15 protein-coding genes and 2 pseudogenes are annotated in these 14,758 nt (G+C 62.1%); 5 read left to right on the top strand and 12 right to left on the bottom strand.

The features are described 5' to 3' along the window. Nucleotides 1-257: 257 nt before the first annotated feature. Nucleotides 258-1,706, top strand: coding sequence for an ISNCY family transposase (locus tag AC1DN0_RS37450; protein WP_441635318.1), 1,449 nt, complete (start codon nt 258-260; stop codon nt 1,704-1,706). Between the two features lie 158 nt (nt 1,707-1,864). Next, nucleotides 1,865-2,380, top strand: coding sequence for a GrpB family protein (locus AC1DN0_RS37445; RefSeq protein WP_441635316.1), 516 nt, complete (start codon nt 1,865-1,867; stop codon nt 2,378-2,380). A 131-nt stretch (nt 2,381-2,511) separates the two neighbouring features. On the opposite strand, the gene AC1DN0_RS37440 is transcribed toward AC1DN0_RS37445, so the two are convergent. The 7 genes from AC1DN0_RS37440 to AC1DN0_RS37410 all read right to left on the bottom strand — a co-directional run bounded on the left by AC1DN0_RS37440 (nt 2,512) and on the right by AC1DN0_RS37410 (nt 6,411). Beyond that, on the bottom strand, nt 2,512-2,967 hold the full coding sequence (locus AC1DN0_RS37440) for a hypothetical protein (protein WP_045242856.1): 456 nt from the start codon (nt 2,965-2,967) through the stop codon (nt 2,512-2,514). A 109-nt stretch (nt 2,968-3,076) separates the two neighbouring features. Continuing rightward, nucleotides 3,077-3,514 carry a hypothetical protein gene (locus tag AC1DN0_RS37435; RefSeq protein WP_441635314.1) on the bottom strand — a complete coding sequence of 146 codons (438 nt, stop codon included), beginning with the start codon at nt 3,512-3,514 and terminating at the stop codon, nt 3,077-3,079. Between the two features lie 18 nt (nt 3,515-3,532). Beyond that, on the bottom strand, nt 3,533-3,673 hold the full coding sequence (locus AC1DN0_RS37430; protein WP_441635312.1) for a hypothetical protein: 141 nt from the start codon (nt 3,671-3,673) through the stop codon (nt 3,533-3,535). A 197-nt stretch (nt 3,674-3,870) separates the two neighbouring features. Beyond that, on the bottom strand, nt 3,871-4,050 hold the full coding sequence (locus tag AC1DN0_RS37425; protein WP_441635310.1) for a hypothetical protein: 180 nt from the start codon (nt 4,048-4,050) through the stop codon (nt 3,871-3,873). 144 nt (nt 4,051-4,194) lie between these two features. Next, the gene (locus AC1DN0_RS37420) at nt 4,195-4,563 is read right to left on the bottom strand and encodes a CREC-EF hand family protein (RefSeq protein WP_441635308.1); all 369 of its coding nucleotides are present in this window, start codon (nt 4,561-4,563) and stop codon (nt 4,195-4,197) included. A 544-nt stretch (nt 4,564-5,107) separates the two neighbouring features. Further along, nucleotides 5,108-6,166: a beta-keto acid cleavage family enzyme gene (locus AC1DN0_RS37415; protein WP_045242863.1), complete on the bottom strand. Its 1,059-nt coding sequence runs from the start codon at nt 6,164-6,166 to the stop codon at nt 5,108-5,110. Next, a complete protein-coding gene (locus tag AC1DN0_RS37410; protein ID WP_441635305.1) occupies nt 6,163-6,411 on the bottom strand; it encodes a 3-keto-5-aminohexanoate cleavage protein in 249 nt (82 codons plus the stop codon). Before AC1DN0_RS37410 ends, AC1DN0_RS37415 begins: the two co-directional genes overlap by 4 nt. Before the next feature lie 442 nt (nt 6,412-6,853). Here AC1DN0_RS37410 and AC1DN0_RS37405 point away from each other — a divergent pair. Further along, nucleotides 6,854-7,154: pseudogene (locus AC1DN0_RS37405) on the top strand (DDE-type integrase/transposase/recombinase); the annotation flags it as partial. Between the two features lie 151 nt (nt 7,155-7,305). On the opposite strand, the gene AC1DN0_RS37400 reads toward AC1DN0_RS37405, so the two are convergent. The 4 genes from AC1DN0_RS37400 to AC1DN0_RS37385 form a co-directional block, all read right to left on the bottom strand. After that, entirely contained in the window at nt 7,306-8,307 is a 1,002-nt protein-coding gene (locus tag AC1DN0_RS37400) for a Bug family tripartite tricarboxylate transporter substrate binding protein (RefSeq protein WP_441635303.1), read from the bottom strand. Nucleotides 8,308-8,403: 96 nt separating this feature from the next. Next, on the bottom strand, nt 8,404-9,570 hold the full coding sequence (locus tag AC1DN0_RS37395; protein ID WP_441635301.1) for an acyl-CoA dehydrogenase family protein: 1,167 nt from the start codon (nt 9,568-9,570) through the stop codon (nt 8,404-8,406). Between the two features lie 31 nt (nt 9,571-9,601). Further along, nucleotides 9,602-10,810: a CaiB/BaiF CoA transferase family protein gene (locus AC1DN0_RS37390; RefSeq protein ID WP_441635299.1), complete on the bottom strand. Its 1,209-nt coding sequence runs from the start codon at nt 10,808-10,810 to the stop codon at nt 9,602-9,604. A 9-nt stretch (nt 10,811-10,819) separates the two neighbouring features. Next, nucleotides 10,820-11,596: an enoyl-CoA hydratase/isomerase family protein gene (locus AC1DN0_RS37385; RefSeq protein WP_441635297.1), complete on the bottom strand. Its 777-nt coding sequence runs from the start codon at nt 11,594-11,596 to the stop codon at nt 10,820-10,822. A 133-nt stretch (nt 11,597-11,729) separates the two neighbouring features. Between AC1DN0_RS37385 and AC1DN0_RS37380 the strand changes: the two genes are divergently transcribed. Beyond that, nucleotides 11,730-12,596 (top strand): IclR family transcriptional regulator, encoded by an 867-nt coding sequence (locus AC1DN0_RS37380; RefSeq protein ID WP_441635295.1) that lies wholly within the window; start codon nt 11,730-11,732, stop codon nt 12,594-12,596. Between the two features lie 136 nt (nt 12,597-12,732). Here the strand turns inward: AC1DN0_RS37380 and AC1DN0_RS37375 are convergent, their stop codons facing one another. Continuing rightward, nucleotides 12,733-13,824: a branched-chain amino acid aminotransferase gene (locus AC1DN0_RS37375; protein ID WP_441635293.1), complete on the bottom strand. Its 1,092-nt coding sequence runs from the start codon at nt 13,822-13,824 to the stop codon at nt 12,733-12,735. Between the two features lie 544 nt (nt 13,825-14,368). Here AC1DN0_RS37375 and AC1DN0_RS37370 point away from each other — a divergent pair. Further along, nucleotides 14,369-14,571 (top strand): annotated as a pseudogene (locus AC1DN0_RS37370) (Tn3 family transposase); the annotation flags it as partial. Between the last annotated feature and the right edge of the window lie 187 nt (nt 14,572-14,758).

Below are 14,758 nucleotides of genomic sequence, written 5' to 3'. Positions count from 1 at the left end.
AACGCAACGAAGACGGGTGCCACGGGCACGCAACACGTGCTAGCCAAAAAAGTGGGGCCCTGTGGAAAATCCGTCCGTCTTCCGGCTGAAATACAACAAAACCTGAAAACCAAAACCAACGCAACACTAGGCCATAGGTGCCAAGAATGTTACCAAACGATGTCAGGGCTAAGTTGTAATGTCCGTTTATAGCCAAGTTCAAATGTCCGAGTTTGCCAAGCGTAACCTGAGCGGTTTCCAGTCTACTGGAGGCTGCCATGGCACCGGACACCATCCCCCTGACCATGCGGCAAATCGATCGATTGAAGATCATTCAGGCGCTGGCGGACGGCTTTCTCAAGACCGGTATCGCGGCAGCGAGGCTGGGACTCACGGCACGCCAGACGCTGCGTCTGCTGCGGCACTATCAGACCGTCGGTGCGCCTGGTTTGCTAAATAGCCATCAAGGGTTGCCGGGCAACAATCAATTGCCGCCCGGGCTCGAATCGCGCGTCCGCAGGCTGATCCGCGACACCTATGCCGACTTCGGCCCGACCCTGGCCTGCGAGAAGCTGCGCGAGCGCCATGGCATCACGCTGGCCAAGGAGACCGTGCGCCGGATCATGATCGACGCTGGCTTCTGGGTGCCGAGGAAGCTGCGCCCGCCCAAGGTCCACCAGCCGCGCAGGCGCCGCGCCTGTCTGGGCGAGCTGGTGCAGATCGATGGCAGCGACCATGCGTGGTTCGAGGAGCGGGCGCCGGCCTGCACGCTGCTGGTCTATGTCGACGATGCCACCAGCCGGCTGATGCAGCTGCTGTTCGTGCCGACCGAATCGACGCAGGCGTACTTCGAGGCAACGCGGGCCTATGTCGAGCACCATGGCAAGCCGATGGCGTTCTACAGCGACAAGGCGAGCATCTTCCGGGTCAATCGCCAGGAAGCAGCCGAAGGGCGCGGCTACACGCAGTTTGGGCGGGCCCTGTACGAGCTGAACATCGACATCCTGTGCGCCAACACCAGCCCCGCCAAAGGCCGTGTGGAGCGGATGAACGGCACGCTGCAGGACCGGCTGGTCAAGGAGCTGCGGCTGCGCGGCATTAGCACCATGCCAATCGCCAATGCCTTTGCGCCGGCCTTTATCGCCGACTTCAATGCCCGCTTTGGCAAGCCGCCGCGCAGCGACTTCGATGCCCACCGGCCGCTGCGCGTTGACGAGGATTTGACGCGGATCTTCACCTGGCGCGAATGGCGCAAGGTGTCGCAGAGCCTGACGCTGCAGTACGACAAGGTGATGTACCTGCTGGAGGATCGGCCCGAGCTCAGACGGCTAATCCACCGCTATCTCGAGGTGGCGGAATATCCGGACGGGCGGATCGAACTGTGGGCCGATGGCATCGCTCTGCCCTACACCACCTATGACCGGCTGGCCGAGATCGACCAGGGCGCGATCGTGGAGCACAAGCGGCTGGGGCATGTGCTGGCCATTGCGGCCAAGGTCCAGGCGTTGCGTGACAGCCGGCAAACCGCAGGGCCTTCGCGCACGCTGTCGGGCGAGCCCCCGCGGCCACACCAGCCTGCGCTSCACACCAAGCGCCAGCGGCTGATCAATCGGCTGGATCTGGAGCGCGCCATCGCCGGCACCACCGCCCCACCCTGTGCTGGCTTCTCCCCTTCCGGCCAGCTTGACCGCGTTACGGCTAAACCACAAAAAGCACGACCGCACTGACATTTCAGTTTAGCCAGCCGACTGACATCTAAAAACAGCCTAGACAAAACCTGTGTAGAGGCCAAATCAGAATGTCCGCTTCCAGCAGCGGTTGCAGAAGCAGCCACGGCCACTCAACGGAACGGACAATTCCAGTTTTTCTGGAAGAATGAGGCAAAATGGCGCTTACCAGTAAAATTTCCCACTATGACAGCAGATGGCCTGCCCTTTTCGCCAGCGAGAAAGAGCGCGTAGCGAAAGTCTTTGGTGTTGAATTTGTCGATATCTATCACGTCGGGAGCACGGCTGTTCCCGGACTTGCAGCCAAGCCAGAAATCGACCTCTTGGTTGAGGTGTCAGAGCATCGGGACGAGGCAGCGCGAGACAGTTTCATGTATGTACTGGGTTACGTTCGGGGAAGTGATCTTTCATCAGGGCACCACTTCTATCGTCGCGATGTTGATGGGGTGCGAACCCACAAGGTGCATGTATGTGTCAGTGGCCACTGGCAGATTGAGCGAATGCTCCGTTTTGGCGATCTTCTTAGGAGCGATCCCGGTATACGACAGCAGTATCAGGATTTGAAATTTCAGCTCGAATCAAATAACCGTGGAGGCATCGGTGAGTATCTTGCGCAGAAGGCCCCCTTCATCGATGCTTTGTTGGTGCCGCATCGGAGCTTAGCGAAGGAGTAAACGTCAGGATTCTGCCGCCGCCGCTCACCCTCACCTTCAGTCAAGCGGCAACGACAAAACAGATCGGGGTCTGTATCCACAATCGATGACCCGAATTCTTGTGCTAGCCCCGCGCCGTCGCCGCCATAGCACTACAGGAAATCGATTTGCACCAGCGTGTGGCAGTAGTCGTAGGTGGCCGCACCATGCGTGCCATCTGTCGGCCCTCCGAAGCCAGGCGTTAGCCGTAGGTCCCTGAGTACCTGGACCGTAAGCCCGAGCGTCATGTGTGGACGCCAACCGTTCGCGGGTTTCGCAACACGAAGGATGTAATAGCCTTTACAGGCCTCGACCGAAAAGGCATCGGCTCCCGGCGGTGCAGAGACTTGATCGACCTGGACAATATCGAATTGGCCCGTACCGGTGATTTCGGTGTGCTCAACGTTCCGGAACGCTCCGAGGTCGACCGCCCGAAAGCTTTTGATCCCAAGGCCCGACACACCCAGTCCCCGCACGTCAGTTACGGAAACCTTGAGGTAAATCGCTTGCTCCATGGCGCCAGCCTGGAGGCCATACTTGTCCAGAACCGCTTCGACGCGACTCACCATGACGCCCTCCTTTCCCTTCCAGTGCGGCCTCTAAAGTCCACTACTAGCAGATTCCCGCGACATTTCAAGGACATTGCGGATGCCGTAAACTCGTTGCTGACTTCGGCAGTCAGCCAAAGCAGCCCAGGTAGTACTGCTGGGCACGCAGCGCGTCGACACCCTTGCGGTAGCGATCGGCGCGGCTCCAGTACTCAGTCTCGTTCATTGCGCGTTCAGTCGCGCGCACCCGGTAGTCGAGAATCAGGCACTGGTTCAGAAAGAGGTTCTGGGTCCGCAAGTTCCATTCCTCGTCCCGCGCCCGTTGCGCCCTGACCTGCTCCGCTGTCTGCGCGCGGATACTCAAGTAGGCCTGATTTTCCCGAAGGGTTTTCGTAGCGTTGGGCACCGTGAGCAGGTGGCCCTGCATGGTGCCGGTGACATTCATGTAGCCGGCCGGGCAGGACGCCGACGTGTAGAGGACTTCGCCTCCACTCCGGCATTTGGTGACGCCCTGCGCCAGGCCGCTGGCGGCCAGCAGCGCCATCATCACGGCAAGTTGTCTGGACATGGCAGTGACCTCGTCAAATCACGATGGAATCAATGTAGTCCAGATCAGCGCCGATGCCAGCCGCTCGCGCAGCGCCTTGTTTTGTACAAGGTGGCGGCTCTTCAACCATGCCGCCTGCCACTGGTCGCAACCGTTGCTTCGGCCACCCGGCAATGCCATTTACCTTCCATTTGTTTCAAAAAGCGCACAAAACGCTAGGCAGGCTACGACTAAAGCATAAAGACAGCACCTGGCAATGCCGTGCGAAGCTCTGCTCTTGGCCCACGCCCTGGCGGGGGCCCATGCGCTGCTGGATTATCTGGAGCGGTTTGCGCGCCGGGTCATCGACAAATGAGCGGTGCGGGGTTCTGTCGCGATCAGAGCGCGAGGCAGCCAGGAACCGAATCGCGCAGTTGATGCTGCCAGGGAATAAAATTGCTGCGCTGCGGGCGCAGCATCCCATCGATGCACTGCGTTTGCCCCTTGGCAACCATATGCGTGATTTCAATGCTGCCCGGGAGGATGCTCGCGCCGCGAAAGGCTTCAAACCCGAGCATCGGTCTGGTAATTCGCCCCGCCGGGACGGCCAACATGCGTCACTACGATTCAACGCACTGAACGCCCGAACCCGCTCGAAGATTGAAGTGTAGGACGCGCCATTCCGAATCCTGGGCGACTTCGGGCGTTAAGGCAGAGGGGGCTCAGTTCCAAATGGGATTTTCCTTCTGCATCTGTTCCTTGGTCTTTGCCTCCCAATAAGCACCGATCTGACGCTCTGTTATGTAACCCCGCTTCCTGGCATCGATCTGGTCAAAGCGCTTGTAAACCTCCGGCATACCCGCCTTGGCTTCTTCCCGGCTTAGCTTGCCGTCATGGTTGACGTCGGCCGCCTTGAAACGCTCGGCAATAATGGCCTTGGCTTCCGCTGTGGTCGGCGGCGCATTTGGAATCTGGGTTGATTCTGCTCCTTGTTGGGCTTTCGATTCTTGTGTCTGCTGGGCGCTCGCACCCGTAAAGACGAGCGCCATCACAACTGTTAAACCAACTGCAGGCAATTTACGCATGATCATTTCCCTCTCCTCCAGCATTTGTGGTTTCGCATTGCATTCTCCTGAAAAAAACCTGGGAAAATGAAAATCGCCCGCAAGCCAATGCTCAAAGGGATTCTAGGCACACAAGGCCCGCTTACCAAAACCTTTGTGTAACGTGCAGCCGGCAATGGGAGGGCTTCAAGACCAGACCGTCAATTTGGGCGGGCTACGCCTTGGCCGGTAGTAGCTCTCACCATCTTGCGCAGGCATTTAAACCCTCGAGCAATCCTTGCAGTAGGCACGCAGCTCGGTCGCGAGAACAGACTGACCGTCGTTTCCCGACGGCCGCAATCGACGCATGAAGATTGCCGGAATTGGCCTCTTCAGGTCCCAGTCGACCCCGGTCATGAGCCCTGATTCAGTCTGGTTGTGCGTGACCGTAAGTACATCATTAGCCGCAATTCACTATTGTGTTCGGTGCGTGACGCTGTCACGCCCCCCCCTGACATCGATTGCGCCAGCCTCAAAAACATGCCGCCGAGGCAGCACAGAGAGCATACGATGTCAATTCCCCCCAAAGGCTTTAGGTCGGCTTGCGCAGGAATCCCTGGTTGCCACCGTTACGATTGGGCGCGAAGCCATTGGCCTGAAGCGTCTCTTCCGCCGTGTCGTAGAAGACCCCAATCTGCATGATCTCTCGTGCCTGTTTCGCTGTCGCTATGGGGCGACCAAATTCGCCGGCGATACGCACCAATTGCTTGATTTGCTCGACGGAGGTGCTCTTTCCCGTGCGGGTCTGGTTCCAGAGTACATCCTCGATGCCGCACCGCACATGCAGGCCCAAAGCCATGCCGATCATATTCACGGGCAGCACATTTAGCACCGAACTTTCCACCGTGATCACTGCTCCGTCGGGCGCAGCACGCAGAAAGTTGGCCAGGTTGTAAATGTTCGCTTGATCCATGCCGCCGCTGATAGCCACCCAGTTCATCACCAGTGGCCCCTTGTAGACGCCGCGGCGAATCATCCGCTCAATCGTTTCAAAGCTGTTGATGTTGTAGCACTGAAACTCACTTTGGATTCCGGCGGCTGTCAGGCGTCGGATGTGCTCCTCGACCCAACTGGGGTTCGAGGGCACGATCATGTCCTTGTAGGTTGCATAGAGGTGCGGGAATCCCCGCGAAACCCCCTTGAAGTCATCCAGACCAGCATGCTCAGTCACATTCATCTGCGTAGTGTTGACGGTCACCGTCACCTGGTCGGGCTTCGGATCGAGTTCGGCCAGCATATGCCGCGTGTCGTCGGAGAGCCATTTGGCCGCAGAGCCATCGTCCTCGGGTGCAAAGCTGATCGAGCCACCCACCTGGATGACCATCTCGGGTACGGCCTTGCGCACCCCGGCGATCAGCTCATTGAACATGGACAGGCGCTTGCTGCCCTTGCCATCGGGTTCGCGCACATGCAGATGCAGCACGGTGGCACCGGCTTCATAGCAATCCACCGCCTTCTGGATCTGCTCCTCCATGGTGACAGGGATATCTTCCGGGAAGTCTGAGGGAATCCAGCCCGGCGCATAGGGAGCGGCTGTGATGATCAGAGGCTGCTGGTTCTCGGGATACAGGTGGCCGTCAAGGAAGTTCATGATGATGGATATCCAGGTTGAAATGTGAATATTGAGAATGTCGAACTAGATGAGAGAGCTTTAGAACCCCATTTGCAGCGCCGTCTTCGGCACGGCGGTGCGCAGGCGATCCAGCATTCGTTGAACATGAACACGCGCCTGGAGCCCTTGCCGTCGGCTTCGCGCACCTGCATGTGCAAAACGATGGCGCCCGCGTTGTAGCAGTCCGCTGCCCTTTGCACCTGAGCGGCCATCGTCACCGGCACATCGTCCGGATCTCCGGGCAGCCATTGCGGTCCGTAGGTCGCGGTCTGAATGATCAGTGGCTGTGATCTTCAGGTCGCAAAGAGTCGTCGATGGAGTGCATGCAAGTCTCCTTAAAGCGGTTGATGTCCAAGTGTCAGCGACTACGAGTGAATCATCCGGCCTCGCGCCACTTCCCGCTTTACTTTGGATGCCTCGAACTAAGCTTTTCATGACAACAACGCGCCCCTGTCCGTTGAGCCACCGTCAAGACACATACGTCCGTCAACCTGGAAGACGACGTACGCGAGCAAAATGGAAGGGAGCCACCTTCCCTCCCCGACACGCGGTGTCCGACGTACTCTGCGCGCAAGCTTGTCTGCATGATGCTAGTGCACGGCGTCAGGCTTCGTTTTGACACCGGTCTTGCCATTGGAGTGCAAGCCCGTCATGAGCGCAGTCTGAATAAAGAACCGGCGCGACAAGACCGAAGCCAAACGCTTCTTCATCCGAGTGCTTCGCTCCTGCCGCGTGCCGCGAAAATCGTCACTGACCAATTGCGCAGTTACCCGGCCACGAAGGCCGACATCCCGGAACTAGCCAATGTCAAACACGTGTTCGTCAAAACCGCTGCTCGCTTGAACAATCGGGCCGAGAACAGCCACCAGCCCACACGTGAACTCGAGCGTCGGATGCGAGGGTCTCGCGATCGCAAGCGCACCCAGGCGTTGCTTCGAGCTTCGGCCCGATCCGGCAGCAGCTTGCCTAACTGCACGCCGGCGTCATGGATGGAGTCGCCCCGCGCGGCCACGCCGGCCAGCCTTTCGTTGAGCGCACTCGGCCGGGATTTCTCCTGCCTCGGCCCTGGCCCCGCGCATAGGGCATCGGCGCGCGTTGCTCGCGCGCGTGTTCCAGTTTTACAGCAGCTCGATCTTCGCGATTGCCGCCAGCCGCTTCCAGCGCGCTATCTCGTCCTTCTGGTAGTCGCGCAGTTCTGCCGGCGTGGACAGTATCAGCGAGGTGGACTGGCGCTGGTAATACTCTTTGACATCGTCGGCAGCACCGGCCTTGGCGAACAGTTCGCCAAGGCGTTGTGCGATGGGTGCAGGGGTCTTGGCGGACACCGCCGCCGCCACCCAGTTATAGGCCAGGAAATCCGGCACGCCGGCTTCGGGCGCGCTCGGCACCCCAGGCAGCAGTGGTGAGCGTTGGGGCGCGGTGTAGGCCAGTGCGCGCACCTTGCCGCCCTTGACCAGTTCGATCGCGCCGCTGGCGTCCACCACGGCGAAGTCCACGTTGGCGGCCATCACGCCGTTGATCGCGTCGCCCGCGCCCTTGTAGGGGACGCCCGTGGTCTTCATGCGGCTTTGCTCATTCAACCATTCGCTGTACAGCGTGTATGACACCGAGCCAGTACCGTAGTTAAGTGCACCGGGGCGCTTGCGCGCATCTTCCACCAGCGCGTTGAGCGTGTGGTAAGGAGAACTGGCGGGCACGATGATCAGGCATGGCCCCCGCGACAGCAGCGTGATGGGCTGGAAATCGGTCAGCGGATCGTAAGGCAGCTTGCGGAAGGTAGCGGCGTTGGTGGATAGCGTGGAGTTGCTGCCGATAAACACCGTGTATCCGTCCGCCGGCGCGCTGAGCACCGTCTGCACACCAATAAAGCCGTTGCCGCCCGGCTTGTTCTCCACCACGACGCCCTGCCCCGTCAGCTCGCCGATCTTCTTGGCGAACATGCGGGCGGTCATGTCGGTACCGCTGCCGGACGGAAACGGCACGATAAAGCGGATCGGCCGGTTGGGAAATGCCTGCGGCTGCGCCAACGCGGCGAACGGTACGCCCGCCAGGCTCGCTGCGACAGCGGTGCCGGTCAGGATAGCGAAGCTACGCCGGGAACAGTTCACGGTTCGGGTCATATTGTCTCCTTGGTCTTCCGCCCGGCAGTGGGTTCCGCCAGTGCGGGTGCGTCAGTGGTTCGGTGATTCCGTGAGGTGAGTGGTCTTTGCGACGGACTAACGTTTGAGGCCGAGCAGATCTCGCGCGATGACCCATCGGTGTACTTCGGACGGCCCTTCGTAGATGCGCATYAGCCGCGTCTCATTGGCCATCTGCTGCAGCGGCATTTCCTTGGTCATGCCCATCGCCCCGAAGGCCTGCATGGCGTGGTCGATCACGTCCCAGGCCATCTCCGTGGCGAACACCTTGATCATGGAGACCTGGGTGCGCGCTTCCTCGCCGGCGTCGATGCGCGCCGCGGCCTCATAGGTCATCAGGCGGCAGGCGTGGATGCGGGTAGCGGCATCGGCCACCCACCACTGGATGGCCTGCCTGTCCGCGAGCGCGGCGCCGAAGGTGCGGCGCTGCGGCGCGTACTCGCACAGCATGTCGAGCGCACGCTGGGCGCGGCCGATGCACCAGGCCGCCATCTGCACGCGCCGGCTGGACAGCCGCGCCTGCATCGGCGCAAAGCCCTGTCCTTCTGCACCGAGAAGCTGCGTGTGCGCAACACGGCAGTCCTCCAGCACCACCTCGTAGGTGGAGGCGCCGCCGATCATGGGGATGCGCCGTTCCACCTTGAAGCCGGGCGTGCCGCGGTCGACCAGGAACGCGGAGATGCCCTCGCGCGCGCCGCGCGCCTTGTCGGTCACCGCCATCACGATGGTCCAGTCGGCGCGAGCGGCCCGGCTGATCCAGATCTTGCGGCCGTTGAGCACCCAGTCGTCGCCGTCGCGTTCGGCGCGGGTGGTCATCATGGCCGGGTCGCCGCCGGCACCTGGCTCGGAAATGGCAATCGCCGAGACGGTTTCGCCGCGCGCGTACGGTTCCAGGTAGCGCGCACGCTGAGCGGCGTCGGCAGTCTTGAGCAGCATGCGCAGATTCGGCGAATCGGGCGGCAGGTCGTAAGGCGTGATGGTCTTTCCCAGCTCCTCGTTGACGCCGACCATGGCCACCACCGGCAGGTCGGCGCCGCCCATCTCAGCCGGCGCGTCCAGGCCCCACAAGCCCAGTTCGTGCGACAGTCCGTCCAGCTTGTCCTGCTCCTGCGGCAGCAGCGTGAGCTGGCCGCCCTCTGCCTCGCGGGCCAGTACACCCGCTTCGAGCGGGATCAACTGCTCGCGCACAAAGCGCGCCACCAGATCCTTGAGCATCTGGTGCTCTTCTTCCAGTGCGAAGTTCATGCAATGCCTCCTTTATGGTTCGCGTGCCGCGTCAGCCGGCATTCAGGTCGCCCGTTACCTGGGCTATGTCTTCAGGGGCTAGCCCGGCTTCGCGCAATACCTCATCGGTGTGCTCGCCTAGCGTGGGCGCGTGGCGGCGCAGCGACAGCGGCGTGGCGGAGAAGCGCGCCGTGGGCCGCATCTCGCGTAACGGGCCCTCGGTGGGATGCTCCGTCTGCTGGAACAGCCCGACCGCTTCCAGGTGCGGATGCGCCAGCAATTCGTCCGGCGTGTAGATCGGGGTGGCTGGGATATCCAGCGTTTCGAAAAGCGTCATCCACTCTGCCGTCGTGCGGGCCGGCGTGATTTCCGTGAGCTGCTGGTACAGCGCGCGGATATGGGCGTTGCGCTGCGCGCGGCTGGCTATGTTGTATTTATCGGCCAAGTCGTCGCGGCCCACTGCGTGGAAAAAGGCTTTCCAGTGGCGGTCCGTGTACGGCAGCACGCAAATCCATCCGTCCGCAGTCTGCGCCGGCCGCCTTCCGCCTCCCAGCAGGCGCGCATAGCCGGCTTCGCCGGTGGCGGGCTCGAAAGTCAACCCCGCCAGGTGCTCGGCCATCACGAAGCTGGCCATGGTTTCCAGCATCGGTACCTCCACCGCTTGCCCGCTACCGTGGCGCTCGCGGTGCAGCAGCGCGGCCATCACCGCGTTGGCCAGCGCCATCCCGGTGGTCTTGTCGGCAATCAGGCTGGGCACGTACTCGGGCCGGTTGCCAGCGGCGGAGCCCAGCGACACCAGCCCGCAAGCGGCCTGGATGATGTCGTCGAAGGCCGGTTTGTTGCGGTGCGGGCCGTCCTGGCCGAAGCCGGTGGCCACGCAGTAGACGATGCGCGGGTTCAACGCCGCCACTGCAACATAGCCGAAGCCCAGCCGCTCGATGGCGGCCACTCGCATATTGTGGATCAGCACGTCGGCGCCGGCGATCAGGCGGCGCAGCGCCGCCGCGCCCGCGGGCGTCTTTAGGTCCAGCACCACCGAGCGCTTGTTGCGGTTGAGCGCCAAGTAGATTGAACTCATGCCGGCGTTGCGCGAGACGCCATTGGCGCGCATGAGGTCACCTTCCGGTCCTTCGATCTTGATGACGTCCGCGCCCAGGTCGGCCAGAGATTGCGTGGCCAGCGGGCCCAGCACCACCGACGTCAGGTCGAGTATGCGAATGCCCTCGAGCGGACCGGCGCAGACGGAATTCTGCTGTTGCATACGGACCCCTCAGCGGCGCTGGAAGACTGGCACGCGGCGCTCGGCCATTGCCGCCACGCCTTCGCGAAAATCCGCGGTGGCGAACTGCACACGCTGGATGGCAAGCTCACGCTGGTTAGCCTCCACAATGCGGTCGGCCAGGCCCAGGCGCAGCGTTTCGCGCGTGCTTTCGACGGCCAGCGGCGCCGAGGCCGCTATGTCGTGCGCGAGCGCCAGTGCGCGGGTAAGCACCTCGGCCTGCGCCACGAGTTCGTCGGCCAGACCGATGCGCATCGCTTCTTCGCCGTCGACACGCCTGCCCGTGTACAACAGCAGTGCGGCCTGCTGCTCGCCGATCAAGCGCGGTAGCGTCACGCTCATGCCAAAGCCGGGATGGAAGCCGAGCCGGTTGAAGCTGGCGCTGAAGCGTGCTTCGCGGCATGTGACGCGGAAATCCGCCACCAGCGCCAGGCCCAGCCCCGCTCCGATCGCCGCACCCTCCACCGCCGCCACAATGGGCTTGCGGTTACGGTACAGCTTCATGGCCTGTGCGTAGAAGGCCGATGGATCGCGCGAGACGCTGCCCTGGTCCGCACCGCTGAAATCGGCCCCGGCACAGAAGGCGCCCACGCCGGATGACAGCACCACGGCGCGGCAGCTGTCGTCCTCGTCGAGTTGGAGCAGCGCTTCGGCCAGCTGGCGCATGACATCGGCGTCGACAAAGTTATGGGGCGGGCGGGAGATCTCGATTTGCGCTACATGCTGGTCGCGTCTCAGGACAATTTCGGGGGTGGATGCCGAGGTCATGGCGAAAGGCTCCGGAAGGTGAGAAGGCACCCAGTATTCGCCGATGCGCGTTGCCGCGCTACACTACAATTTCGGAATTCGAAATTAAATTGCGGCACACCGAAGCTGGACTGGCGGGGCTGCCGACAACCACATGCCCGATACTCTCTCCCAGCCGGATTCCCGACCCAAATCGCCTTCGACCCGTGCGCTCACGCACAGTACTGGCCGCTTCACGCGCCAGACCGAAGGCAGCCAGTCGCTCGAACGTGGCCTGATGTTGCTGCGCGCGTTCCGCGTCGGCTCTTCCAGCCTGACCAATGCGGAGCTGGCTGCGCGCACCGGACTGCCGCGCCCCACCGTCAGCCGCCTCACACACTCGCTGGTGGACAGCGGCTTCCTGCGCTACGACTCCACCGAGCGCGCCTACCGGCTGGCGGCGGTGGTGGTAAGCCTGGCAGACGCCTTCCACCACGCCACCACGGTGCCCGATATCGCGCTGCCGCTGATGCGCAAGATTGCCGAGGCGGAAAAAGTCAATGTCGGCCTGGCCGTGCCCGACCAGACCACCATGGTCTACCTGGCCGCAGTGCGCCACAGCCGCGACAGCGTATCGCGCACCCGGCGCGTGGCGCCCGGCACGCGGATTCCAATGGAACTGACCTCGATCGGCATGGCATGGCTGGCCGCGGCGCCGGCCGGCGTGCGTGACCATTGCCTCGCGCGGATCGCGGAAAAGGCCGGCGACGAATGGCCGGCCTTGCACAAGGAACTGTCGCGCGGCATTGCCCAGGCCCAGGCGCAAGGCTATTGCACCGCCAACTACCAGCCGGGTCACCTGACCGCCGTGGGCGCGGCGTTCCGCGGGCCGGACCACCAATGGTACGGACTCAATATCAGCTTCCCGCACAAGCCCAGCGACAAGCCGCGCGATGTGGCGCGCTATGCGCCGCTGCTGCTCGGTCTGATCGAGAAGATCAGCGTGTCATGCGGGGTGGAGGACGGCGTGGAGTCCGCATGACGGCCGGCGGCTAGCGCGGGGCCGGCATGGCGCAGCGAGGTGCGAATCCGAACTGCGCGATGGTTTCCGGTTTGGCCTGCAGTTTGCCAAGCGGCAGATCGGGCGAGCCCGAACATAAGCGTCCCGCAAGGCACCCTTACAAACCGACGTGATGGACCCACCCGGCAGGGCCAGCGGCCTGGTTGCGCTGAATCTCCACCAGCCGCTCCCTTAGCACCTTGACGGTGTTGCCGGCCGTGCCGTTCCCGATCGCAAAGCGTGTCCGCGAAGACCGCACTTCGCCAATGGCCACCAGCGTCGCCGCCGTTCCGCAAACAAAGGCCTCGGCCAGGCGTCCGCTTTGGGCATCCGCCTCCCACTCGGGGTATGAATACCGGCGCTCTTCCACCGTCATGCCCATCTCCCTGGCCAGTTCGATCACCGAAGCCCGGGTGATGCCTGGAAGAATCGAGCCGCTAAGGGGCGGCGTGACCAGGGTGCCGTCGTCCATCACGAAGAAGATGTTCATGCCACCGAGTTCCTCCACCCAGCGGTGCTCGGCGGCATCCAGGAAGACCACCTGGTCGCATCCGTTCGCAGTGGCCTCGCTCTGCGCGACCAGGCTGCCGGCATAGTTGCCGCCGCACTTTGCCTCGCCGGTACCGCCGGGCGCGGCGCGCGTGTAGTTCTCGGAGACCCAGACGGAGACGGCCTTGTCGCCGCCCTTGAAGTACGGGCCCACAGGGCAGGCGATCACGCAGAAAATGAATTCGGAGGCGGGCTTGATGCCGAGGAACACCTCGTTCGCAAACATGAAGGGACGCAGGTAGAGGCTGCCCGAGCCGTGCGGCACCCAGTCCTGGTCGACCCGCACCAACTGCTCGATCGCTTCCAGGAAGAGGGATTCGGGCAACGCCGGCATGGCCATGCGCTTGGCCGACGCCTGGAAGCGGCGCGCATTCTCGAGCGGGCGGAACAGCGTTACTGCGCCATCCGCGCCGCGAAAGGCCTTCATGCCCTCGAAGATCTCCTGGCCATAGTGGAGCACCGAGCACGCCGGATCGATCGAGAACGGCTTGCGTGCGGTGACCTTGGCGTCCTGCCAACCCTGTCCTTCACGCCAGGTGATCGTCACCATATGGTCGGTAAAGACGCGGCCGAACGCGGGGTCGCGCATCAGTGCATCCCGGGTGGCCGCGTCGAGCGCGTTCGGGTTGGGTTCGAGGCTGAAAGTGGTTTGTTGCGTCATGAGCGCGAGTCTTCCTTCGCTGGCGTTGGGGATTGGCAGCAGGACGAACACTCCTGTCTGCCGCCGGCATGGCACGTGGCTTTGCGTGAAATCCGGGGCATCAATGATCGCATGCTGGCGCCCAGCTTGTCTTCAATGTCATTGCAAGCCCCCATCGCCAGGCACTCTGCGCCATCGCGGCACAGCTTGCTGAACTTTTCCGCAAGGATGCACTGCTGGTCGTAGGCGTGTTCTCCGGCAGGCCGGGCGCCTGTGTCCGTCGTCGCCAGCCTGGGGTATCGCTCGGTCTTTCGCTCGAAGATAGGGGTGAAGGCTTCGAAAGATGGCGTTGACGGGGTAATCGTACTTTCCGTGCAACATCTGGCGGTGAGGCAAGAATTACCCTTATAAATCAAAGTATTAATAAAGCATCAAGTTCACCAGATTGCATCCTTTCGATGCAAAATCTGGCGCCAGCCTTGCCAGCAAACGCAGCCCTAGAGCCCTCGAACAATGCAGAAAGGCGCGCCGCATGTTTGTGTGCGAACGATAGGTGCCGACCTCGCTCCTCTACAACGTCCAGTGGATGTCGCGCAAGTTCAAGGAACTGCAGGAGAAGGGACATCCCGTTGATGCCGAGGTGCTGAAGGTGCTTTCCCCTTACCGGCGCGAGCATATCAATCGGCTCGGGGACTACTGCTGGACCTCCAGAGACGGGCTCCGCCACTCGACCCAACGATAGATTTTCTTGTCAAATCAGCCACTTAGTGGAGATGCGTCGGATTTTTTACGAATAGCGGCCAACCCTCAGGAGACGCTCCAGGACCTCTTATGGAGAGTCAGTCTGCCGGCGCCATTGTGGGGTCCGGCAGATTCGGCGTCGTTTCAACTACGGATGAATGCCAACAGGTCGGCGTTGAACCTGTCCTTGTGCGTGTCGGTGAGCCCATGCGGC

This window comes from Cupriavidus sp. 05N39, assembly GCF_056397325.1.
This window is presented reverse-complemented; position numbering and strand designations above follow the sequence as displayed.

Excerpts from the sequence above, each read along its gene's own strand:
- AC1DN0_RS37445 (WP_441635316.1), top strand. The coding sequence starts at position 1,865 with ATGGCGCTTACCAGTAAAATTTCCCACTATGACAGCAGATGGCCTGCC.
- AC1DN0_RS37440 (WP_045242856.1), bottom strand. The coding sequence starts at position 2,967 with ATGGTGAGTCGCGTCGAAGCGGTTCTGGACAAGTATGGCCTCCAGGCT.
- AC1DN0_RS37435 (WP_441635314.1), bottom strand. The coding sequence starts at position 3,514 with ATGTCCAGACAACTTGCCGTGATGATGGCGCTGCTGGCCGCCAGCGGC.
- AC1DN0_RS37430 (WP_441635312.1), bottom strand. The coding sequence starts at position 3,673 with ATGGCATTGCCGGGTGGCCGAAGCAACGGTTGCGACCAGTGGCAGGCG.
- AC1DN0_RS37425 (WP_441635310.1), bottom strand. The coding sequence starts at position 4,050 with ATGCTCGGGTTTGAAGCCTTTCGCGGCGCGAGCATCCTCCCGGGCAGC.
- AC1DN0_RS37420 (WP_441635308.1), bottom strand. The coding sequence starts at position 4,563 with ATGATCATGCGTAAATTGCCTGCAGTTGGTTTAACAGTTGTGATGGCG.
- AC1DN0_RS37415 (WP_045242863.1), bottom strand. The coding sequence starts at position 6,166 with ATGAACTTCCTTGACGGCCACCTGTATCCCGAGAACCAGCAGCCTCTG.
- AC1DN0_RS37400 (WP_441635303.1), bottom strand. The coding sequence starts at position 8,307 with ATGACCCGAACCGTGAACTGTTCCCGGCGTAGCTTCGCTATCCTGACC.
- AC1DN0_RS37390 (WP_441635299.1), bottom strand. The coding sequence starts at position 10,810 with ATGCAACAGCAGAATTCCGTCTGCGCCGGTCCGCTCGAGGGCATTCGC.
- AC1DN0_RS37385 (WP_441635297.1), bottom strand. The coding sequence starts at position 11,596 with ATGACCTCGGCATCCACCCCCGAAATTGTCCTGAGACGCGACCAGCAT.
- AC1DN0_RS37380 (WP_441635295.1), top strand. The coding sequence starts at position 11,730 with ATGCCCGATACTCTCTCCCAGCCGGATTCCCGACCCAAATCGCCTTCG.
- AC1DN0_RS37375 (WP_441635293.1), bottom strand. The coding sequence starts at position 13,824 with ATGACGCAACAAACCACTTTCAGCCTCGAACCCAACCCGAACGCGCTC.